At 69.2% G+C, this 21,366-nt stretch carries 15 protein-coding genes and 1 pseudogene; 7 read left to right on the plus strand and 9 right to left on the minus strand.

The features are described 5' to 3' along the window. The first annotated feature begins 58 nt into the window (after positions 1-58). Complete coding sequence (locus HJG52_RS13140) at positions 59-1,171, plus strand: hypothetical protein (RefSeq protein WP_171243986.1); 1,113 nt, start codon at positions 59-61, stop codon at positions 1,169-1,171. 391 nt (positions 1,172-1,562) lie between these two features. Here HJG52_RS13140 and HJG52_RS13145 read toward each other — a convergent pair whose 3' ends face one another. Further along, complete coding sequence (locus HJG52_RS13145) at positions 1,563-2,381, minus strand: hypothetical protein (protein ID WP_171243987.1); 819 nt, start codon at positions 2,379-2,381, stop codon at positions 1,563-1,565. Between HJG52_RS13145 and HJG52_RS13150 the strand changes: the two genes are divergently transcribed. Both HJG52_RS13150 and HJG52_RS13155 read left to right on the plus strand, forming a co-directional pair. Next, positions 2,374-2,862 (plus strand): hypothetical protein, encoded by a 489-nt coding sequence (locus HJG52_RS13150; protein ID WP_171243988.1) that lies wholly within the window; start codon positions 2,374-2,376, stop codon positions 2,860-2,862. The genes HJG52_RS13145 and HJG52_RS13150 overlap by 8 nt on opposite strands. Before the next feature lie 13 nt (positions 2,863-2,875). Continuing rightward, a complete protein-coding gene (locus tag HJG52_RS13155; protein WP_171243989.1) occupies positions 2,876-3,166 on the plus strand; it encodes a hypothetical protein in 291 nt (96 codons plus the stop codon). 323 nt (positions 3,167-3,489) lie between these two features. On the opposite strand, the gene HJG52_RS13160 is transcribed toward HJG52_RS13155, so the two are convergent. Together HJG52_RS13160 and HJG52_RS13165 are read right to left on the minus strand one after the other, a co-directional pair. Further along, on the minus strand, positions 3,490-3,849 hold the full coding sequence (locus HJG52_RS13160; protein ID WP_171243990.1) for a hypothetical protein: 360 nt from the start codon (positions 3,847-3,849) through the stop codon (positions 3,490-3,492). Positions 3,850-4,098: 249 nt separating this feature from the next. Then, a protein-coding gene (locus HJG52_RS13165) for an IS3 family transposase (RefSeq protein WP_171243991.1) occupies positions 4,099-5,360 on the minus strand; the annotation gives its coding sequence in 2 pieces (ribosomal slippage) (positions 4,099-5,078 and positions 5,078-5,360; 1,263 coding nt in all). Between the two features lie 209 nt (positions 5,361-5,569). Between HJG52_RS13165 and HJG52_RS13170 the strand changes: the two genes are divergently transcribed. The 3 genes from HJG52_RS13170 (at position 5,570) to HJG52_RS13180 (ending at position 8,585) form a co-directional block, all read left to right on the plus strand. Further along, on the plus strand, positions 5,570-6,709 hold the full coding sequence (locus tag HJG52_RS13170) for a tyrosine-type recombinase/integrase (protein WP_048551904.1): 1,140 nt from the start codon (positions 5,570-5,572) through the stop codon (positions 6,707-6,709). Continuing rightward, positions 6,709-7,074: a helix-turn-helix domain-containing protein gene (locus HJG52_RS13175; protein WP_171243992.1), complete on the plus strand. Its 366-nt coding sequence runs from the start codon at positions 6,709-6,711 to the stop codon at positions 7,072-7,074. The genes HJG52_RS13170 and HJG52_RS13175 overlap by 1 nt, the downstream gene beginning before the upstream one ends. Positions 7,075-7,178: 104 nt before the next feature. After that, positions 7,179-8,585 carry a site-specific integrase gene (locus HJG52_RS13180; protein WP_157635424.1) on the plus strand — a complete coding sequence of 469 codons (1,407 nt, stop codon included), beginning with the start codon at positions 7,179-7,181 and terminating at the stop codon, positions 8,583-8,585. 16 nt (positions 8,586-8,601) lie between these two features. On the opposite strand, the gene HJG52_RS13185 is transcribed toward HJG52_RS13180, so the two are convergent. Together HJG52_RS13185 and HJG52_RS13190 are read right to left on the minus strand one after the other, a co-directional pair. Then, positions 8,602-8,919: a hypothetical protein gene (locus HJG52_RS13185; RefSeq protein WP_235432353.1), complete on the minus strand. Its 318-nt coding sequence runs from the start codon at positions 8,917-8,919 to the stop codon at positions 8,602-8,604. Further along, complete coding sequence (locus HJG52_RS13190) at positions 8,916-9,230, minus strand: hypothetical protein (RefSeq protein ID WP_048551898.1); 315 nt, start codon at positions 9,228-9,230, stop codon at positions 8,916-8,918. The genes HJG52_RS13185 and HJG52_RS13190 overlap by 4 nt, the downstream gene beginning before the upstream one ends. 218 nt (positions 9,231-9,448) lie before the next feature. Between HJG52_RS13190 and mobF the strand changes: the two genes are divergently transcribed. Continuing rightward, positions 9,449-15,277: a MobF family relaxase gene (mobF, locus tag HJG52_RS13195; RefSeq protein ID WP_171243993.1), complete on the plus strand. Its 5,829-nt coding sequence runs from the start codon at positions 9,449-9,451 to the stop codon at positions 15,275-15,277. 183 nt (positions 15,278-15,460) lie between these two features. Here the strand turns inward: mobF and HJG52_RS13200 are convergent, their stop codons facing one another. The 4 genes and pseudogenes from HJG52_RS13200 to HJG52_RS13215 form a co-directional block, all read right to left on the minus strand. After that, positions 15,461-15,688 (minus strand): hypothetical protein, encoded by a 228-nt coding sequence (locus HJG52_RS13200; protein WP_171243994.1) that lies wholly within the window; start codon positions 15,686-15,688, stop codon positions 15,461-15,463. Then, the gene (locus HJG52_RS21690) at positions 15,685-19,551 is read right to left on the minus strand and encodes an RHS repeat-associated core domain-containing protein (RefSeq protein WP_171243995.1); all 3,867 of its coding nucleotides are present in this window, start codon (positions 19,549-19,551) and stop codon (positions 15,685-15,687) included. The genes HJG52_RS13200 and HJG52_RS21690 overlap by 4 nt, the downstream gene beginning before the upstream one ends. A gap of 51 nt (positions 19,552-19,602) precedes the next feature. After that, positions 19,603-19,920, minus strand: a pseudogene (locus HJG52_RS13210) (transposase); the annotation flags it as partial. Position 19,921: 1 nt separating this feature from the next. Next, the gene (locus HJG52_RS13215) at positions 19,922-21,319 is read right to left on the minus strand and encodes an IS30 family transposase (protein ID WP_171243996.1); all 1,398 of its coding nucleotides are present in this window, start codon (positions 21,317-21,319) and stop codon (positions 19,922-19,924) included. Between the last annotated feature and the right edge of the window lie 47 nt (positions 21,320-21,366).

A 21,366-nucleotide genomic window follows, 5' to 3' on the forward strand; every position in this document is an offset into this window, starting at 1 on the left:
ACGGAGGACATCGGACATGAGTGTCGAGTTTCAGCTTGATCACCAGGACCACCACAAGGTGGAGGACTTCCTGGCCCGTGGCTCGAGCGGCGTCGCGGCCATCGCCCTGCATCCCAAGGCCGCAGCGCACCAACAGGCGGCGGCGGAAGCGGCTATCGCGGCTGGCATTGACGTCCTCTACGACCCGCGCACCGAACGCCTGGCATACCCCGGCCACGGCTTGGACCGCCTGCCCGGCTACGTCGGCGCCCCCTTCGACATTAACCAGCTCGCCCTCAACCTGTCGCACCGGCAGAGACTGGTCGAGGCGGTGGTGACGGCGCACCCCGACTTCAGCACCGTCTTGACCCCGCCGCACTTCTACGTCGATGGGATGCGGGCCGGTCGCCTCAACCTCGCATTGGCCGAGGCCACCATCCTGGCAACCGACAAACCCGTGCGGCCCGTGCTGATGCTCAAGTCCCGCTTCTCGCACGACGACGCTGGCACCCTCGCCGCCGAGTACTCCGACGCCGGCTTCACCCAGATCGACTTGCGGTTCACCCCCCTGGGCGGCGAGGGCGACGGCATCCCCAAGATCCGCAGCGCGTTCAAGGTCGCGGACATCTTCCGAACCGCCGGCATGAGGGTGATCCTCGGTCGCTCCGGAAACATTGGACAAGCCGCCTTCGCACTCGGGCACGTCGACGGCTACTCCATGGGTATCGGACAGATGGAGCACGTCAGTCACGCCGCGGACATCGCCCGACAGAAGCGACCCCCCGTCCTGGACCAGGACGGCAAGAGGAAGGGCGGCATTTGGCAGGGTGTCTACCTTCCGGGCCTCGCGGCCACGGTCAGCATGAAGCGTGCACGCCAGCTGCTCGAGAACAGCGACGTGCGGACCCGTCTCGGATGCCGTATCGAGGGATGCGCGAATTCGCTGCTCGGTCCGGTCATCGACCATAAGAGCCACTACCTGCACTCACGAGCAAGCGACGCCACCCGTTTGCTTCAGACGCCACCGCACTGGAGACCCAAGTTGGAGACCGACCGGCTCCGGCGAGCGCTAGAACTGCGCGAGCTCGTGAACGAGAGCTACCGCGCCCCTGAGTCTCCGGCGATGCCCACCCGCACACTAAGGAGCCTTCTCGACGGCATCGAGGAGGAGCGGGCTACATCCGTCGCTTGATGAGGAGGAGGGTTCAGCCCGGTCACTCCTGCCGCAGCGCGGCGCGCGAGTCAGCTGGTGGACCACGGTGATTACCACACACCCCAATCCACGGCTCCGTCAGCAACCGGCTGCGTGCCGTGGCCGATCACGAGCCCCCAGGGCCCGGTCTCGGCGGACCATCCGACCGACCCGCAGACCTTGCACTCCCGCACCACGACCGGAATCACCGACGTGGTCTCAACGGCCGACGGAGCGCATCCGCGACCCGGACCCTGTTGTGCCAGCTCGTCGACGGCGACCCGCACGGCATACGTCGCCGGTGGGTGAACGACCAGCGTTCGATCCAGAGACCGCGGGCCGTCGTAGGGTCCTTCGCCGGCGAAAGCCGGGACGACGGCACCCGCGTCAGTTAAAGCCGTGCTTCGAACACCAGCGTTCGATGAAAGTCCTCGTCTGGCCGTCGAGGCCAAACGCGGTTCAACCGGATCGCGTGGGCTGAGTGGCCGGTCGCCCTGGATGTCAAGGTCGGGAGGACTTGTCCAACCGCCACCTCGAGCGCTCGGGCAAGACCGGCGTCGTCGAGGGCTGTGCGGACCTTGTTTCGAGCGTCGGTGAACTTCGTGATCATCGTAAGGTCGACGGCGGCCGCGACCTGTTCAGCTTGGGCTGCCAGCTGGGCGATCGCGATGTGCTCTGGGATGGCGGGGTCGAAGACCGGGAACGGGACGTGGAAGACGTACTTGTCGAAGTCACGTGGACCAAACAGCCCCTTGGTCTGGAGTGGCCGGACCCGCTCCAGCAGTGTGTGGCTGTTGAGGATCGCCTCGAGGTACCGTCCCTCGTCGGCTGATCCGACGGCCGCCCAGTACAGCTTGTGGTCGATCACGGCCGCGCTCGATGCGATGCGAGCTGCGGCGAGCGAACTGCCAGCCTTGCTGTAGACCACCCGATGCGTCGCAAGGGGAAGCTGGGCGGACAGCTGGCTCTGGTAGTCGAATCGTTCAAGCAGAGGCAGCGTCTCGGTCGGCTTTCGCCCGGTTTCCCAGGCCGCCTCGACGTCCGCCCACCACCGGCTCGCACCTGGCAGGGCATCCACCTCGGAGCGCGTCATGATGCGATCCGTGGCGAGGGGAAGGACCGCCCGGCGGGGCGCGAGTGGGCGATACGGGGCCATGTTCTCCCCCAGGTAAACGTCGCGGATCATCGACCACACCTTGCTGGTGCTCACCGCGGAGGCGATCGCCCACGCGGTCGTCGGGTTCGACCTGGTCGCGGACCAGCTGACCGCCGCCGAGGTCACCCGCGGAACCCGGTTCCGCGAGGCCCAGATCTATGGGGTCGTCGAGGAGGACTTCTTCGACTGGGTCCTCAGGCAGACGGTGGTGAGACGTTCGTGCTTGACCTGGTGCGTCGGATCGCGCGCTTTGACTGAACAACTCTGGGTCGTCGTCGAACGCGGAGCCGAACGCGGTCCTCAGCAGCTTGGACCACAGGTCTCGCTTGACGGCCACGCCCGGCATGTTCTTGCTGCGCTCGTAGAGGTCCGCAAGTGTGGTGTGGTCGAGCTTATGACCGGGGGACTCTGCGCCGAGTCGTTCGCGGATTGCGGATGGCGTCGGTGGGATGTGGTGCTTGGTAGCAAACACCGACTCGAGCCAGATCAGGATGTCGTCATGGTCGGCGCGGTTCGCGTCGAGCACCCTTCTTGACCTCGATGCGGCAGTGCCCGACCTGGACGTCGAGCCGACGGCGAGTTCCGTCCCCCGTCTGCACCTCCAGTTTCGCGACGTCGCGCTCAAGGTCGCAATGGGCTACGTCGGCCCCGACGCGGAGCGGCCTATGCCGGGGCCTCGCGCGAGCGGCTATCGGCTGGTCGTCGACGGACTGCCGGAGCGTCACGGTAACCGGCCCCGAACCTACGATTCGGCGCGATTTCATGATCTCTGGCTCGCCGGTGTCAGCCGCAAAGAGATCGCCGAGGAATTGCGACTCTCAGACGCCTACGTCGCCTGAATCGCCAAGAAGGCATGGCCACCACTGTGGAGAGCAGGCGACGTCACCAAGCATTCGGGTGGACCCGCGCCAACTACTGGCTCCGCCTACGAACGGGCCACTTCCCCGAACCCGACGGCATCGAAGGCGCCCACCGCTGGTGGTGGCCCGAAACGACAAACGCGTGGACCTCACGGCAGAACCTACACAGCTGCCCCGACTGCGGTGCTCTTGTCCAGCGCCTGCAGCAACATCGCGTACGCCACCGTCGCGCCGATTGACGGGCGACGAGGCCGAGCAGCGCCAAACCCTTTCATCCAGTCGACGAGCACCTACCAGCGGCCTCAGTCGGCCCGGTCCTCGTCGGACGCCGTCGAGCCGTCCGAGTCGGCCAGCGCGCACAACCGTGCCACCTCCCTACGGCTTAGCCCCTCCCCGCACCACTGGATCGCCTCGTCCACGCTCAGGCCTTCAGCCGACGTCATCGCGAGCAGCGCCTCCCCCGCGCGCTGCTCGTAGCGACGAACGAGCTCGTCCCGCTCGCCCAGGGCCACCATGACCTCGACTCCTCGGGCACTGAGCCGCTTCTCCCGGGCCACCCGCTGCTCGCGTATTTTGGCCTGAGCATCCAACGCCGCCCGCCGGGCCAACTGCCGGACACTCTGCGCCTGGCCCCTGACCGGCTTGTCCTGCGTCTGACTCATCGCGTGTGTGCCTTCCGAATCGCGGAACCTGTCACCCGGCTAAGGCCGCGACCACTCCCCGAGTGGACACCGCGCCACCTTCAACCACCGACCGACCCGACGTACCCCCGTCGAAACAGCCGAACTCCGAGTGCCACACACCTCATGCATTCCCGGTGGAAACGTGTCGAGTCCCGGCTCGCGGGACTCGCCACTTCGGTGGTCGTGCAGTGACACCTCCCGGGGAGTCCGGAGACTCGGTTTGGTGTTTCACCCCGCCTCGGGCAGGGCGGTGACGTGATCGTAGTGAAGCTTCTCGGCCTCGAGGGGAGTGAGGTCCTGGAGGTACTCGTGGGGCCGGATGGTGTTGAAGAAGTCGACCCACTCGAACGCGGCGACCTCGACCGCGTTGATGTCACGCCATGGCCCGTTACGGTTGATCTGCTCGGTCTTGAAGGAGCCGATCGTGCTCTCGGCCAAGGCGTTGTCGTAGGCGTCGCCGACGGACCCGACGGAGGGGTCGATGCCGGCGTCCAGGAGCCGCTGGGTGAAGGCGATCGAGACGTACTGGCTGCCCGCGTCGGAGTGGCTGACCAGCCCGGACAGGTCGGTGACCCCTTCGTTGGCGCGGGTGAAGATGGCCTGCTCGAGCGCGTCGAGGACCAGCGCGGTCTTCATCGAGGTCGCGGCTCTCCAGCCGATCACCCGTCGGGCGAAGGCGTCGACGACGAAGGCGACGTACACCATCCCGGTCCACGTCGGCACGTAGGTGAAGTCGGCGACCCACAGCCGGTTCGGCGCGACCGGGGCGAAGTCCCGCTCGACCCGGTCGCGCGGTCGCGCGGCGTCCTGGTCCGGGATCGTGGTGCGAGGCCGCTTGCCGTACCGGGCACCCTCCCACCCGTTGACCCGGTACAGCCGCTCCACGGTGCAGCGGGCCACCTCGTGCCCGGCCCGGCGCAGGTGCAGCCACATCTTGCGGCTGCCCAGCGCGGCGACGAGCCGGGAGCCGGCCCGCTCGGCGACGATCAGCTCGGTCAGCTCCTGGTCGCGCAGCTGACGACGGGTTGGCGCCTTGCGCACCCACTCGTAGTACGTCGAGGCGCTGACCGTCACCCCGTGTTCGGACAGGACGGCGCACAAGGGCTCGACACCCCAGCGCAGCCCGTCGGCCACGCGGTGGTCCTTGTGCTCGGTGATGAAGGCGATCACCATCTCCCGGGCCGGTCGAGCTCGGCCGCGAAGAAACTCGAAGCAGCTTTGAGGATCTCGTTGGCCCGCCGCAGCTCGGCCACCTCCCGTTTGAGGGCCTTGACCTGCTCGTGCTCAGCCGTGGTCATCCCCGGCCTCGCGCCAGCATCGATCTCGGAGCGGCGCACCCACTTGCGCACCGTCTCCGGTGACCCCACCCCGAGCTTGGCTGCGACCGAACGGATCGCTTCAAACTCCGAGGGGTACTCGCCCCGCTGCTCCTGCACCAGCCGGACCGCGCGCTCCCGAAACTCCTGGGAGTACTTCGACGGACGTCCCATGACCTGCATCCTTCCAACGAATCAGGTCTCCGGACATGCCGGGAGGTGTCACAGGTCAGCACGGGTGCGGGCATTCGGCGCGCGATGACACGCCGGGGCGGCCTTCGGGACCAGCAAAGCGTCGGAGCAGGTCAGGCGCCACGGCCGCTTCCCATATCCCGTTTAACGGGATAATCTCCCGCCTATCGGGATCTAGAAAGGTGGCGATCATGGCCGATCGGCGTGAGAGGCCGGCCGGAGCCGCGCTCACCCTGCTCGCGGACGGCGTGGGCCTGTTGCATCCTGACGCGCGGGTTCTGGAGGCGATGCTGACCGGTTGGGAACAGCAGATGCTGGCCCGGAACTTGGCCCCGACGACCATCCGGACCCGCACCCGGCAGGTCCGGGCGCTGGTCGCGCATGCTAACGAGTCCCCGTGGTGTTGGACGATGGCCACCGCCGATGAGTGGTTTGCCGACCTGCGCTCGGTCAAGCACTGCAGCCTGTCCACGATCCGTGGCCTGCAGGTCACGATCCGTGGGTTCTGCGACTACCTGATCGACCCGGCGTATGAGTGGGCCACGGTGTGCCAGGAACGGTTCGGGGTCACCCCGGTACAGATCATCAACGAGGCCAACGCCGCGGCGCACGTCGCCGACTACGAGGGCCAGCCGACCCGTCGGGCGTTCACCCGGTCCGAGCTGGTGATGTTGCTGGAACACGTCGACGCCAGGGCCTCGACCCGGCAAGGCCTGGGGGTCAAGGGCTGGGCGTCGGTGTTCCGTGACTCGGTCATCTTGAAGGTGGCTTACGGGTACGGGACGCGGCGCAACGAGACCCGGATGCTGGACCTGACCGACTTCTCGGCCAACCCGCACGCCCCGGAGTTCGGCAGCTACGGGGTGCTCAATGTGCGGTACGGCAAGGCCCAGCGCGGGTCGCCACCCAAGCGGCGCAGCGTGCTGACCGTGTGGCCGTGGACCGTTGACGTGCTGCGTCAGTGGGTTGTGGAGGTCCGCCCCTTGTTCGAGCACGCAACCGGTCCGGCGTTGTTTCCCAGCGAGCGGGGCGACCGGGTCGGCGCCGGCACTCTGGACCACCGGCTGCGCGGCTACTGCGGCGAACTCGGGCTGGACCCGGCGTTGAGCTTCCACTCGCTGCGCCGTTCCTACGTCACGCACCTGTTCGAGGACAACTGGGACCCCCGGTTCGTCCAGGAGCAGGTTGGTCACGAGCACGCCTCCACCACCAGTCTGTACACGTGCGTGTCCTCGGACTTCCGGGTCCGCACCTTGCGCAAGGTCCTGAACAACACGGCCGCCGCGGCCCTGGCGCTGGGGCCCGATACCTCGACCGGAGGAGATCACTGATGGCTCAGTTCTGGCAGGTGACCTACACGTGGCGCCTGCGGGAGGTGATGGCCGCCAACGGCATGTACGCCACCTCCGACATCATCGGGCACCTGGCCGAGCACGGGATCACCCTGTCGACCTCCCAGGCGCACCGCCTGGTCACCGGCACCCCCGACCGGCTCAACCTGACCGTGCTCGCCGCGCTGTGCCACATACTCGGGGTGACCACCGATGAGCTGATCGACACCAACACCCACCTGGTCGGGGTGAAACCACGGGCCATCGGCGACACCGAACGGCACCCGCGACGGGCCCGCAACGGGCCGGTGATCCGCCCGGTGCGGGCGGTGATCACCCCGCCGCCCGGCGCCGACGACCAATGACCCACACCAGCGCCGACCGGGCGGTGTGTGCCCGCTGCCGGCGGCCGCTACGACCGCCCTCGCCACCGGGTGGACCCCGGACCCCACGCGTGCGGGGCGTGGTCGTGGCCGTCCGCGCCTGGCCCGAAGGCCCCATCTGCTCCGGCTGCTACGCCACGGCCTGCGAGACCTACGGCACCTGCCCCGGGTGTGGAACCGACCGGCTCCTCCCCGGACGCGACGCGCAGGCCCGACCGGTCTGTACCGACTGCGCCGGCGGCATCGGCAACTTCACCTGCACGCGGTGCCGCCTCGAAGGCTGGAACCATTACAAGGGCGTCTGCGGCCGGTGTGTCCTGCGCGAGCGGCTCACCCCAGCGCTGCACGACGGCACCGGGAAGGTCAACCCCGACCTGGTGCCGCTGCTGGAGCACCTGTGCGCGATGGGCCGCCCGCGCACCGGCCTGTTGTGGCTCACCAAGCCGCACACCATGCGCCTGCTGCGCGCTCTGGCCGAAGGGCAGGTGCCGCTCACTCACGAGGGCCTGGCCGCCCTGCAGCCGTACAAGGCGGTCGCCCACCTGCGCCAGCTGCTCATCGCCGCCGGCGTGCTCCCCGATCTGGACACCACGTTGCGCCGCATTCAGGAATGGACCACCGCGTTCCTGGTCGCCATCCCCGATGCCGACGACCGGCGGACCGTGGAACAGTACTTCCGTTGGCAGCTGCAGCGCCGCCTGCACCAGGCCGCTGCCCGCAGCCGGCTGCACGCGTACCGCGACCAGGGCAACCGGTACCTGCTGCGCCAGGCCCTCGAGTTCCTGGCCTGGCTGCGCGACCAAGACCAGAGCCTGCACACGCTAGGCCAGGCCGACCTGGACCGGTGGGTCACCGTGGCCACCGTCGGGCAACGAGCCGCCGTCGGGACCTTCTTACGGTGGGCTGCACGAACCGGCCGCGCACCCGGCCTGCGTATTCCGCCCCAGCACCACCCCGAGGGGATACCGCTCCGTCAGTCCGAGCGGCTCTCCTGGCTGCACCGTGCGGCCACCGACGATCGACTCGACGGCCTGGACCGCGTTGCCCTGACCCTGCTGCTTCTCTACGCCCAACCCATCCCGCGCATCACCCGCCTGACGACCCAGGACATCCGGCGCGACCGCACCGGCCACCTGGAGATCCGGCTCGGGCAGCCGCCCGCCCCGGTCCCGGCACCCTTCGACCAAGTCCTGCTCGACTACCTCGAGAAGTCTCGACGCGCCACCGCCGCGAACCCGGATTGCCCATGGCTCTTCCCCGGCCGGCACGGCACCCTGCCGTTGCATCCGACCAGTCTGCGGCTACGGCTGGCGACCTTGGGGCTGCAGCCTCGAGCCGCGCGCAGCCTCACTCTGCGACAGCTCGTTGCTGAGGCACCGCCAGCCATCATCGGAGAGATGCTCGGCTACCGCACCAGCACCACCGAACGGCATGCCAAACAAGCCGGCACAGCGTGGTCCCGCTATGCCGCCCTGCGTATCAACCAAGGCTGAGCCGGCCTCGCAGGGTTCAGCCCGCTGCTACCCGCTTAAGTGCCTGGCGAAGGTCTCGCAGGCCGGGCACACCAGCCAGTCCATTCGGGGTGGAATACAGCCGGCACGCCAACCCGACCGCAGCCGCCGGCACGGCGAACGGGTCGACACCGTCGAGCAGGATCGTTGGCGAACCGATGAAACCGCGCTGCTGCGCCTGGTCCTCGCTAACGATCGTCGTGCGGGTGATGGTGGCCCGCACGCCCGTGTCCGCCACAGCGGTCGCGATCAGCGCGGCAGCGGCGGCCTCGTTCGGGCAATCAGACACGACGAGCAGCTCGATATCCATGGTCATGGCAGGTACTTTCCCAGCCAGCGCAGCCGGCCGCCGATAAACCGGTTCTGATGCCACCCCCGGCGCATCACCTCGGCACGCAGGTTGCGGAACCTGTCTCGAGCGAAAGCCGCTGGGCCACCTCGACCTTCGTCCTCGATCTGCCACGCCTGTTGGTGCACAAAATGGGCGCATCGCAGGCACAGGTGCACCTCAGGGTGGTTACCAAGGTGGACCATCCGGTCCGGGACGTCGCGGGTGTCGCAGCACCAGCACCCGACGCTCCCGTCATCGTGCACATCGCTATCGGTGATGACCGGTTCCGCGCTCATGAGTCCAGTGTGCGCGCCCGTCTCACGGCCCGGGAAGCAATGCCCCCCACACACATGCCTACGTCGTGAGCCCGCCGCCACAACGGCGGCAGACACGATCACCCCAGCCGCCCGACCCCGCGGCTTCTGGATACCTATGAAGCCGACCCCCCACCAGCATTGAAGGTGCAACTACTGTCCACCAGCGCGGCCTAGCGAGGCTTTCTACAGGTGTGACCATGTCCATCCACAAGCTGACGGCCGGGAGCGGGTACGACTACCTGACCCGCCAGGTCGCTGCCCAGGATGTGACCGAGAAGGGGCACACCGGCCTGGCCAGCTACTACGCCGCCAAGGGCGAGGCGCCGGGTCAGTGGGTCGGGTCCGGGATGGCCGGCATCGACGGACTGTCGGCCGGTGACGTCGTCACCGCTGAGCAGATGCAGGCCCTGTTCGGGTCGGGCCACCACCCGCTCGCGCAGCAGCGCCGCGACCAGCTGCAGGGGCCCGACCTGACCGACAAGGACTACCAAGCCGTCACCCGGCTGGGCGTCCCCTACAAGGTCTACAGCGGGGACGTGTCCGCGTTCCGGCTCGAGGTCGCCCAACGCATCGCCGAGCTGAACCTCAGCCGCGGCGTCACCGGCACCGCGGTCCGCGAGGTAGCCGTCTCGGTCGAAGAGCGGGCCCGGATCCGCTCCGAGGTCGCGGTCGAGTTCTTCCGCAAGGAACACGGGCGGGACCCGGCCGATGCCCGAGAGATCGCCGCGACGATCGCCAAGCACTCCCGCCCTCGCACCACCGCGGTCGCCGGATACGACCTCACGTTCTCTCCCGTAAAGAGCGTCAGCACTCTGTGGGCGATCGCCGACCCGGCCACCGCCGCACGCATCGAACGGGCTCACCAGGCGGCCATCAAGGACGCGCTCACCTTCCTCGAGGAGCACGCCCTGTTCACCCGGTTGGGCACCAACGGTGTGCGGCAGGTCAACGTGAGGGGTCTCGTCGCGACTGCCTTCACCCACCGCGACTCCCGCGCCGGCGACCCCGACCTGCACACCCACGTGGCGGTGGCGAACAAGGTCCAGACCGACGACGGCCGGTGGCTGAGCATTGACGGCCGGGTCCTGTTCAAGGCCAACGTGTCGGCCAGTGAGCAGTACAACACCTCCCTGGAGAAGCACCTTCGGGCCGACCTGAGTCTGCGCTTCGAGGATCGGCCGAACCCCGATGCTCGCAAGCGTCCGGTGCGGGAAGTCGTCGGGGTCGACCCACGCCTGAACGAGCGCTGGTCCGCCCGGCGAGCCAGCATCGAGGCCCGGCGTGCCGAGCTGGCACAGCAGTTCCAGGCCACCCACGGCCGCCCGCCCACTGAAGTTGAGTCGATCCAGCTGGCGCAGCAGGCCACCTTGGAGACGCGGGAGGCCAAGAAGGCCCCCCGCAGCCTGGCCGAGCAGCGGCAGTCGTGGCACCAGCAGGCGGTCGAGGTCCTCGGCGACGAGTCGGCCCTCGCGTCCATGGTGCGCTCGACGATGGCCTCGCACGCGCCCGCGCCGACGACGCTCGACGAGGCCTGGATGACCGGCACGGCCGAGCAGATCGTGGCCACCGTCGAGGCTCGCCGCAGCACCTGGCAGGTGTGGCACGTCCGGGCTGAAGCACTGCGGCGAGCCCGGTCCGCCGACCTGCCGGCAGCCGACGTCGACAGGGTCGCCGACGCCTTGGTCGACCAGGCACTGCGCCGCCACTCGGTGCGACTGTCGCCCGACGGCGACGGGATCTCCGCGCCGGCACAGCTGCGCCGGCGCGACGACCAGAGCGTCTACACCGTGCACGGGGCCGAGCACTACACCTCCTCACGGGTGCTCGCCGCCGAACAGCGACTGGTGGCCGCGGCAGGACGCGCCGATGGGCACAGGATCAGCCTCGAGGCGGTCGACCTGGCGCTGCTGGAGACGGCCGCCAACGGAGTCACCCTGAATGCCGGGCAGGTCGCACTGGTCCGCGGGATGGCCACCTCCGGCGCCCGCCTGCAGCTGGCGATCGCTCCGGCAGGAGCCGGCAAGACCACGGCTATGAGGGCCCTGGCCAGGGCGTGGGAGAACGGCGGCGGCGTCATCATCGGGCTCGCCCCCTCTGCCGCTGCGGCCGCGGCCCTGCGCGACCAGATCGCCACGGACGCTTCCGTGCACACCGACACCCTGGCCAAGCTCACCTACGAGCTCGCCAACGGCCAAGTGCCCGAGTGGGCGACCCAGATCGGCCCGGACACCCTCGTGGTGATCGACGAGGCCGGCATGGCCGACACCCTCTCCCTCGACGTCGCCGTCGACTGGATCACCGCCCGCGGCGGCAGCGTCCGCCTCATCGGCGACGACCAGCAGTTGGCCGCAATCGGCGCCGGCGGGGTGCTGCGTGACATCGACGCCACCTGCGGCGCGCTGCGTCTCACCGAGCTCATGCGGTTCGCCGACGCCGCGGAGGGGGCCGCCTCACTGGCCCTACGCGAGGGCCAGACCGACGCCCTGGGCTTCTACCTCGACCACGGCCGGGTCCATGTCGGCGACCTCGCCACGATGACCGAGGACGTCTTCACCGCCTGGGAGGCCGACCGGGCAGCCGGCCTCGACGCGATCATGCTCGCGCCCACCCGTGACCTGGTCTCAGACCTCAACAGCCGTGCTCGTGCACACCGACTCGAGCACGCCCACCCGATCGAACGAGCATCCCGCGCGGTGGCGTTGGCCGATGGGAACCAGGCATCCGTCGGGGACCTGGTCATCACCCGCGCCAACGACCGGCGGCTGCGGGTCACCGCATCCGACTGGGTCAAGAACGGCGACCGCTGGACCGTCCTGGGTGCCCACTCCCCCGCGGCCGGGGCCGGGTCCCTCACCGTGCAGCACACCCGCAGCGGCCGGATCATCACCCTCCCGGCCGACTATGTGGCTACCTCGACCGAGCTCGGCTACGCCACCACCGTGCACGGCGCCCAAGGCGTGTCGGTCGACGCCGTCCACGGCCTGGCCACCGGCCAGGAATCTCGACAGCAGCTGTACACGATGCTGACCAGGGGACGGCTGGCCAACCACGTCTACCTGGAGGTCGTCAGCGACGGCGATCCGCACAACGCGATCCGCCCGGACAGCATCGCCCCACCCACCGCGACCGAGCTCCTCGAGCGCGTCCTGGCCCGAGACGACTCCCCGTTCTCCGCAACCACCTTGGCCCGGCAGGCAGCCGACCCGGGCACCCAGCTCGGTCAGGCGACGACCCGCTACACCGACGCGCTCTATGTCGCCGCCGAGGAGCTGCTCCCCCGCGAGACCCTCAAGGGTCTCGAACGAGCCGCCGAGGCCGTGGCTGACGGCCTGACCGGCGACCCGGCGTGGCCCACCCTGCGCGCTCACCTGATCCTGCTCGCCGCCACCGGACCCGACCCGGCAGTGGCCCTCGCCAACGCCGCCCACGGTCGGGAACTCGACACGGCCGGCGACCGGGCGGCCGTCCTGGACTGGCGGCTGGACGACACCGGGCTCCGCACCTGCGGGCGCGGCCCCCTGCCGTGGATCCCCGCCATCCCCCCGCGCCTGGCCGAGCACCCCCAGTGGGGTCCATACCTGCGTCAGCGCGCCGACCTGGTGTCCGACCTCGCCGCCCGCGTCCGCGCCGGCGCCGAGGCGGGGCCCACCGCTGCCTGGGCACGGCAGGGCGCGGCCCGGCCCGAGGCGACCACCCTCGGCGACGTCGCGGTCTGGCGCGCCGCGATGCAGGTGCCCGAAAACGATCGCCGGCCCACCGGCGCACCCCAGCTACAGAAGGCTCCGGCGCGGTGGCAGCAACGCCTGGACAGCGCCGTCGTCGGCGACCGCTCCCCCGCCCTGCAGGAGTGGGGCGAGCTGCTTCGCCGCACCGCCCCGGCCGCGGCCGGGGACGACTTCGCCCCGCTCCTGGCCGAGCGCTTGGCCGCGATGTCTCGGGCCGGGCTCGACACCCGGCGGTTGCTGGGCAACGCCATCCGTGAAGGTGCCCTGCCCGACGATCACGCGGCCGCCGCCCTGTGGTGGCGGATGAGCCGGCACATCGCACCGGCCGTCGCTCAAGAGGTCGACCGGGCACACAACCTCTCCTCGGACTGGGTCTCCGACCTCGCGGCAAAGGTGGGTGCCACCGGCCTCGAACAGTTCCGGAGCAGCAGCTGGTGGCCAGCGCTGGTCAGCTCTGTCGACCAGGCGCTGCAACGTGGCTGGTCCTTGGAGGCCCTCCTGGGTGTGGCTGTCGTCGACGACAGTGACACCGACCCCGCGCAGGCCATGGTCTGGCGTCTGTCTGTGCTGACGGACCCGCCACCTGCGGCCGAGGACCTCGACATCCCGCACCCCGATGACGACGCCCCGCACGACATCTGGGACGTCGATCCGGGCGCGGAGGCACCGCACCCGGGGTCGCCCGAGGCATGGCTGCCGCCGGAGGGCGGCGGCACTGAACCCGGCCTCGCACCGCTTGAACTCCTCGAGCCCGAACTCGAGGACCTCGAGGAGAACCTGGCCCTCGTCGACCAGCCGGAACTCTCCATCGACGCCCAGCTGCAGCTGGCTGCCCTAGAGCGATCCGTCATGCGCCCACTGCAGCCCAGCGACGCCGAGATCGAACTCCAGGTGGCCCGTGCCGCCGAACTCCACTTCGCGCCCGTCACCGCCGCACGGATGCTTGAGATCAACCAGCTGACGCTGGACTACTACCGCCAGCGGTACGACGGCAGCTGGGCGCAGCAGTACCTGACCGAACGACTCGGCCAGGATCCCGCCCGGACACCGGGTCTGCGGCCCGGGTACGCACCTGCCGGGTGGACCAGCCTGGTCGCGCACCTGCGCCGCCTCGGCGTCACCGATGAGGAGATGACGGCGGCCGGCGTCACGGCCGCGGCACGGACCGGACGGCTCATCGACCGGTTCCGCGACCGGGCCGTCATGCCGATCGTTCACGAGGGAGATGTCCTCGGGTTCGTCGCCCGACGCAACCCCGGGTTGGAGGACGACGACAAGTCCGGACCCAAGTACCTCAACACCGCGGATACGGCCCTGTTCCACAAGGGTGCGCAGGTCTTCGGTCTCGTACCCGAGCTGGACTCGGCCGTCGCGACGCTGGTCCTCGTCGAGGGTCCTCTGGATGCCTGGGCGGTCACCCTCGCCACCGGCGGCCGCCACATCGGTGTCGCCCCTCTGGGGACGTCGCTCACCGATGAGCAGGCGGCCCAGATCGCCGCCATCGGCCGGCCTCTGGTCGTGGCCACCGACGCGGACCTCGCCGGACGTGTCGCCGCGGAACGCGACTACTGGCTCCTCACCCAGCACGGGCTGGACCCCGGCGCGGCCACCTTCCCGGCCGGCCTCGACCCGGCCGGCATCCTCGCGCGTGATGGTGCGGCGGCCCTCGAGCGCGCGCTGGTCACCGCGAAGCCACTCGGCGACATCCTGCTCGACGAGCGACTCACCCACCTCGCCGGCGACGTCACGCTCCACGACGCCGCCCACGTCCTCGCCGCCCGACCGGAGCAGCATTGGATCCCCGGCATCGACGCCGTCGCCTCCCGGCTGACGCTGTCCCCCGCCGCGGCCCGCTCCCGGCTCGCGGCCAGTGTCCTGGAATGGAACCGCGACCCGCGGGCCGCGGCCCGGGCCCGGCTCGACGACACCGCCCGCGTCAAGGATCGCCTGACCGCCGCGCTCAAGGAGACCCCGACTCAGCGCTGGGCAGCACTCGCCTCCGAGGTCGACCCGCGACTGACCTCCCAGACCGACTGGCCGGCCCTTGCCGCGATGATGCAGCTGGCCCACAACGACGGCCACGACGTGCCCGCCACGGTACGGCGGCTCGTCGACGACGAGCCCTTGGCGGAACTGCCCGCTCAAGACCTGCGCTATCGGCTCGTGGCCACCCTGCCCATCGACGTCGCGCCATCGGCCCCGCCATCCGTCCCGGCGCGTCCGCCAGGCCCTGACAAGGAGCACGCCGACCGGGCAACCAAGAGCCAGCGTCGACCGGAACCACGCCCACCCCGCCGCTGACGGGGCGGCGCCGACACCGTCGGGTTATCTGAGGTTCACCGCCCAGTCGGCAGTACTTCGGCGAAGCGGACCCACGATCACATGTGACTGACTTTCGAACCCTTGGGCATGCACGTCGCGGGCTTGCGCCGATTCGACGTCGTACCGCCTGTCGGCGTCCTGCCCCACTCGAATTTGCGCAACTCAGGTGATCGCGTCCGCGATGCCGAGATCCTCCAACACCGTTGTCAGGTCCTCATCGTTGTCTGCAAATTGGTCCCAACTGAAGGGCTCACCTGAATCGAGCCTGTGGCCAATGATCTCGACGTGCCACGCCGGCGGAGTGGCATCTGGGTAGACATAGACGTCGGCTCCGGCCCAAGGGCCATGTACGGCAACCGATCGATATTCGCGTCGGGCGATGGGAGTCACCGGAGGGGCCTGTGCCTTCCACGATAGGGCGAGCGGTCCACATGGTAGTTGTTCGTCCAGCGGCCCTTGCTGCCACTTCGAGACTCGTAGTTGGCCTGGGTCCGCCGACTCTTGTGCTTGTATGTCATACGACGCCATTGGCGCGTGCCATCACGGCTGATGCGACCAGCGCCGTTGGACATGGCCCGTGACCCACGGCCGACCCACATGCGACCAGCAAGCCAAGACGTTGCCCGAGTGGCCCGGATGCCTCCAGCCATTCCGCGCGCGGCTCGAGCAGCGCGCACGATCCGGTATGCCCGGTAGGCCCAGATAGCGCCCCCCGCCGCTGGTACGGCAAAGCTCACAGCGGTGAGCGCGATGTCCCACTTGTACTTCCACGCAAGCTTGGCAGCCTTCTTCAGCCAGCCCCAGTGACCGTCGAGGTCGTACATGTTGATGGGGTCGTTGGGGTAGTTGTATGCGGTGGTGTTGCCGCCGGGTTCGGGGTCGAGGCTGGTGAAGCGGCCGGTGGTGGCGTTGTAGAGCCGGTCCCCCATGAGGGTGAGACCGGCGGTCTCATCCGTGGTGGAGCGCTGCTTCGCCCCGAGCCACCCGTACCCGACCGCGCCACCAGTGACTGCCGTCGACGATCCTGCGCGGGGTGTGCCGTATTCGGTGTAGTCGGACCAGCCGTCGATGCCGTTGGCCGCGTCGCCGGAGGCGGCGGTGGCGGCGATGGGGATGGTGGTGACGATGTCGCCGTGCAGGTTCGCCACATTGAGGCTGGCAGATCCGTCTTCGCCGATGCTGGCACCGAGGTCGCCACCGATGGACTCGGCGTACCTGGTCGTAATCGCTTGTCCAAGCGCGTCGGTGGCGACTGTCCAGGCGGGGTTGTCCGAGCCGTCGGAGTAGTGCCGCACCAGGCTGGACGTCGTCGTGGTCGTGCCGTCGGTCACTGTGGTGGTGGCGGTGGAGCGGCGACCGCTGGAGTCGAGGGTGAACACGGTCGAGGTGCTCGTCCCGGCGACGGTCTGGGTGACCGATCGGGGTAGGTCGTCGTCGAAGTACCCGAGGCTGATGTCACCGATCGTGCTGTCAGCAGGGGCGGCGGATCGTGCCGGGCTGTCGACGGCGGGCATGGTGGTTTGGCGGCCGAGGGCGTCGTAGATGTACTGGCCGGTTCCGCCTTGGCCCTGGGTGGGGCGGTCGGCGGTGTCGTAGTAGTTGAACGATGAGCTGGTGGTGACGTTCGTAGTGCCGTCACAGATCCCGTCGGCATGGGTGGCTGTGCCGAGGCTGGTGCGGCGCCCGTTGGCGTCGAAGGCGTAGGTACGGACCAGGCACGGGGACGCCGCCAGGTCGGCGCCGTGCTCGGCCGCAGTGTGGTCCGCCACGCTGACCAGGCGCCCGGCCGCGTCGTAGCCGTAGGAGCGGTCGTACCCGATGGCCCTGCCGGTGTCGTACCCGGTGATGTCGGCCGGGTCGCTGACGCCCGGGTTGCCGTCGAAGCCGGCGGAGGGGCCGGTGAGCTCGTTGGTGACCCGCCCTTGGGCGTCGTTGGTCACCGACCACGCCAGCCAGGGCTGGTCGGCCAGGGCTGCCCCGTCGGGGTCGTAGACGGGGTTGCCGTCGGCGTCGGTGACGGGGACCTGCTCACCGGTGTCGGGGTCGAGCTCGGTGCGCAGCTTGACCGGTTGCACGGTGCCGGAGTAGGTCAGGTCGACGGGTTCGCCGGCCTCGTCGTACCCGGTGGTCTGAGTGACCTGGCCGGGCAGCTTCTGGACGGTCATCTTGCCTTCGGCGTCGTAGGCCGCCTTGAACGTCAGCGCCCCACCCGAGCCGGGGCGGGTGACGGTTTGGGTGGTGACCAGTCCGCGGGCCTCGGCCTTCCCGGCGGCGTCGGTGCCGTCGTAGCTGTAGCTGGTGGTGCCCTTGGCGTCGGTGACGCTCGCAACGCTGCCCGCGCCCGGGGTGCCCGGAGCGACATAGCTGGTAGTCCTGGTCTCACCGAGGTCGTTGACGACCGTCAGGGCCCGGCCCCACGCGTCGAACGTGGTAGTGGTGCGGGCCGAGGCGTCGGCGTCCGTCTTGCCGGCATTGAGGTTGCCGCTGTAGTCAACCAGGCCGTCAGTGGCCCGGTAGTGGGTGTAGGTGCCCGGGCGGGCCGTGGAGCCGCTCAGGCCGGTCACGTCGGTCCAGGTGGCGGTGGTGCGACCGGCCGAGTCGTACCTGGTGGTCGTGGTGCGGACCACGGACCCGGAGGTCTCCACCTCTGTCAGGGGTTGCAGCCAGGCGTTGAACGCGGTCGTACGCGAGTCCGGCACCGTGGTCGCGCCACCGGCCCCGGCGGTCGGGGCGGCTGCAGCCAGGGTTCGGCAGACCAGCCCGGCCCATTCGACCTTGTTCCCGCACGCGGCGGTGTTCGGATCGGAGGAGCCGTTGGCGTAGGCGGTGTAGTAGATCGTCTTCGCCGTGCCCGCGTCCGACCCGTTGGACAACGGTTGTCGGGTCTCGGTGGTACGGCCTTCGGTGTCGTATCGGGTCGTGGTGGTGATGCCGCCGGTGGTGACCTTGGTCGGCGCGCCAAGAACCCAGGGGTCGCCCTCGGTGGCGTCGGCGCTGTTGAGCTTGGCGTAGCTGTTGACGGTGGTGTAGCTGGTCTCGAGGTCGGCTTCGCCGGGGGTGGCGTCGGAGGATGCGACACCGGTGGTGATGGTGGTGGGCAGGCGCCAGGGTTCGTCGTTGGCCGGGTTGAGGGAGACTCCGCCCACGACCTTGGTGGCCGGTGCGTTCTGGTCGTAGGTGGTCTTCACGTGCGGGCGAACTGGGCCGACGTCGCCGGGGCCACCGACGACCCCGTCGCCGTTGAGGTCAGCCTTGACCGAGGCGTTCCGGGCAGGACCGTAGGTGTCGGTGACCAGGGTGCCCGCTTCGGTGACGACCTTGCCGGTGGAGTCCTTGATGTCGGCGTTGTAGATCGTCTGGGTGGACAGGGCGTCCACCCCACCGGCGTCGAGGGGGTCGCCAGCGGCGTTCGCGTCGCGGACAGCCTTCGTGGCTCCGGCGTCGAGCTCGCGGATCGTGTTTCCCTTGGTGTCGTAGTCGGTGGCGGTGACCTGCCACGCCCCGGCACCGTAGGAGGCGGTGTTGACGGTGTAGCCCTGGTCGTCCGCGTACTGCAGGTCAGCGCGGGTCCAGTCGACCCCGGTGCCGCTCGTGGGGCCGGTGTAGTCGGCGCCGAACACTGCGTAGCCGGTGACGGGGTTGCTGTCCTGGTCCCACAGCCGCACCTGGTCGGTGGCGGCGTCGGAGGTCAGGTCGGGCAGCCCGGTCCCGGACAGGGGCACGGAGTAGTTGAACCTGGCCAGGGTGACGGCGGAGCCGGAGCCGGCCGGGTTGTCCCGGGTCACGGTCGCGACCCGCGGGGTGGCCGGGGTGGTGTCGTAGGCCAACCGGTACGCGGCCAGACCGGAACTCTTGACGCTGGCGAGGCGGGTCGAGGATCCGTCCCACGTGTAGTCGGTGCCCATGGCCGCGCGGGGGTCGGTCACGTTCACCAGGCGCCCGGAGGTGTCGTACTTATACGTGGCCACCGGGGTCGTGCTCATGGCGCTGGTGGCGGGGTCCCACAGGGTCGCGGTCACGTTCTTTACCCTGCCGGTGTAGTCACCCGGCGTGGTCGACGTCGCGGTCGTGGTGGCGGCGTAGGTGATGTCGAGGCCGCGGCAGCCCTTGACCAGGGCGCCGGAGGCGGGGCACGTCACTGCGGCCGCGGGCGGGGTGGCACCGTTGGGCGGGACCGCGGCCACGATCCGGGTGACACGGCCGGTGGCGTCATGCCCGTACGTGGTGGACCCGACCTGGCCCGGTTCGTTCACGCTGACCGGGACCCAGTCGGTGTCTGAAGCGTTCGGGAAATCGTGCCGCCCTCAGATGGGCTGCGGCTCGAGGTTGAGCGCAGCGTAGTGAGTCCTTTCGAGCTCGGCGGGTGGATCCATTCCAATGCTGGAATGAAGTCTGGTGGTGTTGTACCACTCGACCCAGCCGGCTGTCGCGAACTCGATGTCGGCGAGGGTCTTGTAGGGCCCGTCGTGGAACACGGTGGTGCCGATGCACTCGGTCTTGTACAGGCCGATGATCGACTCCATCAGGGCGTTGTCGTAGGCGTCGCCCACGGTGCCGATCGAGGGGGTGATGTCCTCGACCGCCAAGTGCTCGGTCAGCCGCACCGACGTGTATTGACCGGGTTCAACCGGTGGATGCAACACCGGCTTGTTGGAGCAACAGTAGATGCTCATTGAACGCCTCGGCGGGAGTCTTCCAGCCGAGGGTCTTCCTCGGGCGCGCGTTGAGGGCGTGTGCGACGGCCTCGATGTCCTGGGCTGACCACCGGGACAGGTCGGTTCCCTTGGGAAAGTACTGGCGGGCCAAGCCGTTGGTGTTCTCGTTCGTGCCGCGTTGCCATGGTGATTGTGGGTCGGCGAAGAAGACCGGGATGTCGGTCTCGACGGTGAACTGGGCGTGGGCGGACATCTCCTTGCCGCGGTCCCAGGTCAGCGACCGCGCCAGCTGCGTCGGCAGGCTGCACATTGTGTTGGCGAGGGCGTTCTTCATCGTGATGGCGCCATAGCCCGCCAGCGCGGGCCCGTTCTTGGGCGTCTCCTTGTGCCGGTAGCCCTCCTCGCGGGGCAGGTGCACCAACATCGTGAAGCGGGTGGTGCGTTCGACGAGCGTGCCGATCGCTGAGCGTTCCAAACCGATCAGGAGATCTCCTTCCCAGTGCCCTGGAACGGCACGATCATCGACCTCGGCGGGGCGTTCGCTGATCAGTGTCTGCGGGGTGACGTGTGCCCAGGTCTTGCGTCGTGAACGCTCACGCGGCGCGCGTAGCGCGCGTCCGGTGCGCAGGCACCAGACCAGCTCGCGCTTGAGCGCTCCACGGCCCTCGATGTACAGCGACTGGTAGATCGCCTCGTGGCTGATCCTCATGGACTCATCATCGGGGAAGTCGATCTTGATCCGGTTCGCGATCTGCTCCGGACTCCAGGCCAACGACCAAGGCCGGTCCTTGCGGTGAGGCTTGTTCCGGCCTGTGAACCTCGGCGCCTGAGGTCCGGCGACAACGGTGCCGTCGGGCCCGCTGATTTGACCGGCCAACCGCTCCTGGACGTAGTCGTGCAAGCGCGGGTTCGCGACCAACTTCGCGGTCTTCGGCCGCCGCGCAGCCATGTCGGCCTTCCACTGAGCCACCGAGGCCCGGTACCCGCTACTCCCGTAGCGAGTAGCGGCGTTGCGGCGCAGCTCGCGTGAGACCGTCCCGGGGTCGCGGCCGATCGTGCGAGCGATCTCGCGCACGCCCTTCTCCTGAGCTTTGAGGAGCGCGATCTCCTCACGCTCAGCGAACGATAGGTACCGGCCCGTGGGTTTGAACTTCAGGTCGAACGGTGGCATGCCGCCAGCGTTGTGGAACCAGCGCGCCCCGACCGGCTGCGACACCCCCACCACAAGCGCGGCTTCCTCGGGCAACAGGCCCGTGGCGATCTGCTCCCAGAACGCCGCTTCGACACGGCGCTGGAACTTCGGATGGCCAGGCGACCTCAACTTCGCACGGATCGCCCGATCTGCTGCCTGCTGTCGACGAACCACTCAACACCTCCATGTTGAGGTGTTGCGACGACCGGTTGAATCCGCCT

Source organism: Knoellia koreensis (genome assembly GCF_013041615.1).
Lineage (GTDB): Bacteria > Actinomycetota > Actinomycetes > Actinomycetales > Dermatophilaceae > Pedococcus > Pedococcus koreensis.

Excerpts from the sequence above, each read along its gene's own strand:
- HJG52_RS13160 (WP_171243990.1), bottom strand. The coding sequence starts at position 3,849 with ATGAGTCAGACGCAGGACAAGCCGGTCAGGGGCCAGGCGCAGAGTGTC.
- HJG52_RS13170 (WP_048551904.1), top strand. The coding sequence starts at position 5,570 with ATGGCCGATCGGCGTGAGAGGCCGGCCGGAGCCGCGCTCACCCTGCTC.
- HJG52_RS13175 (WP_171243992.1), top strand. The coding sequence starts at position 6,709 with ATGGCTCAGTTCTGGCAGGTGACCTACACGTGGCGCCTGCGGGAGGTG.
- HJG52_RS13185 (WP_235432353.1), bottom strand. The coding sequence starts at position 8,919 with ATGACCATGGATATCGAGCTGCTCGTCGTGTCTGATTGCCCGAACGAG.
- HJG52_RS13190 (WP_048551898.1), bottom strand. The coding sequence starts at position 9,230 with ATGAGCGCGGAACCGGTCATCACCGATAGCGATGTGCACGATGACGGG.
- mobF (WP_171243993.1), top strand. The coding sequence starts at position 9,449 with ATGTCCATCCACAAGCTGACGGCCGGGAGCGGGTACGACTACCTGACC.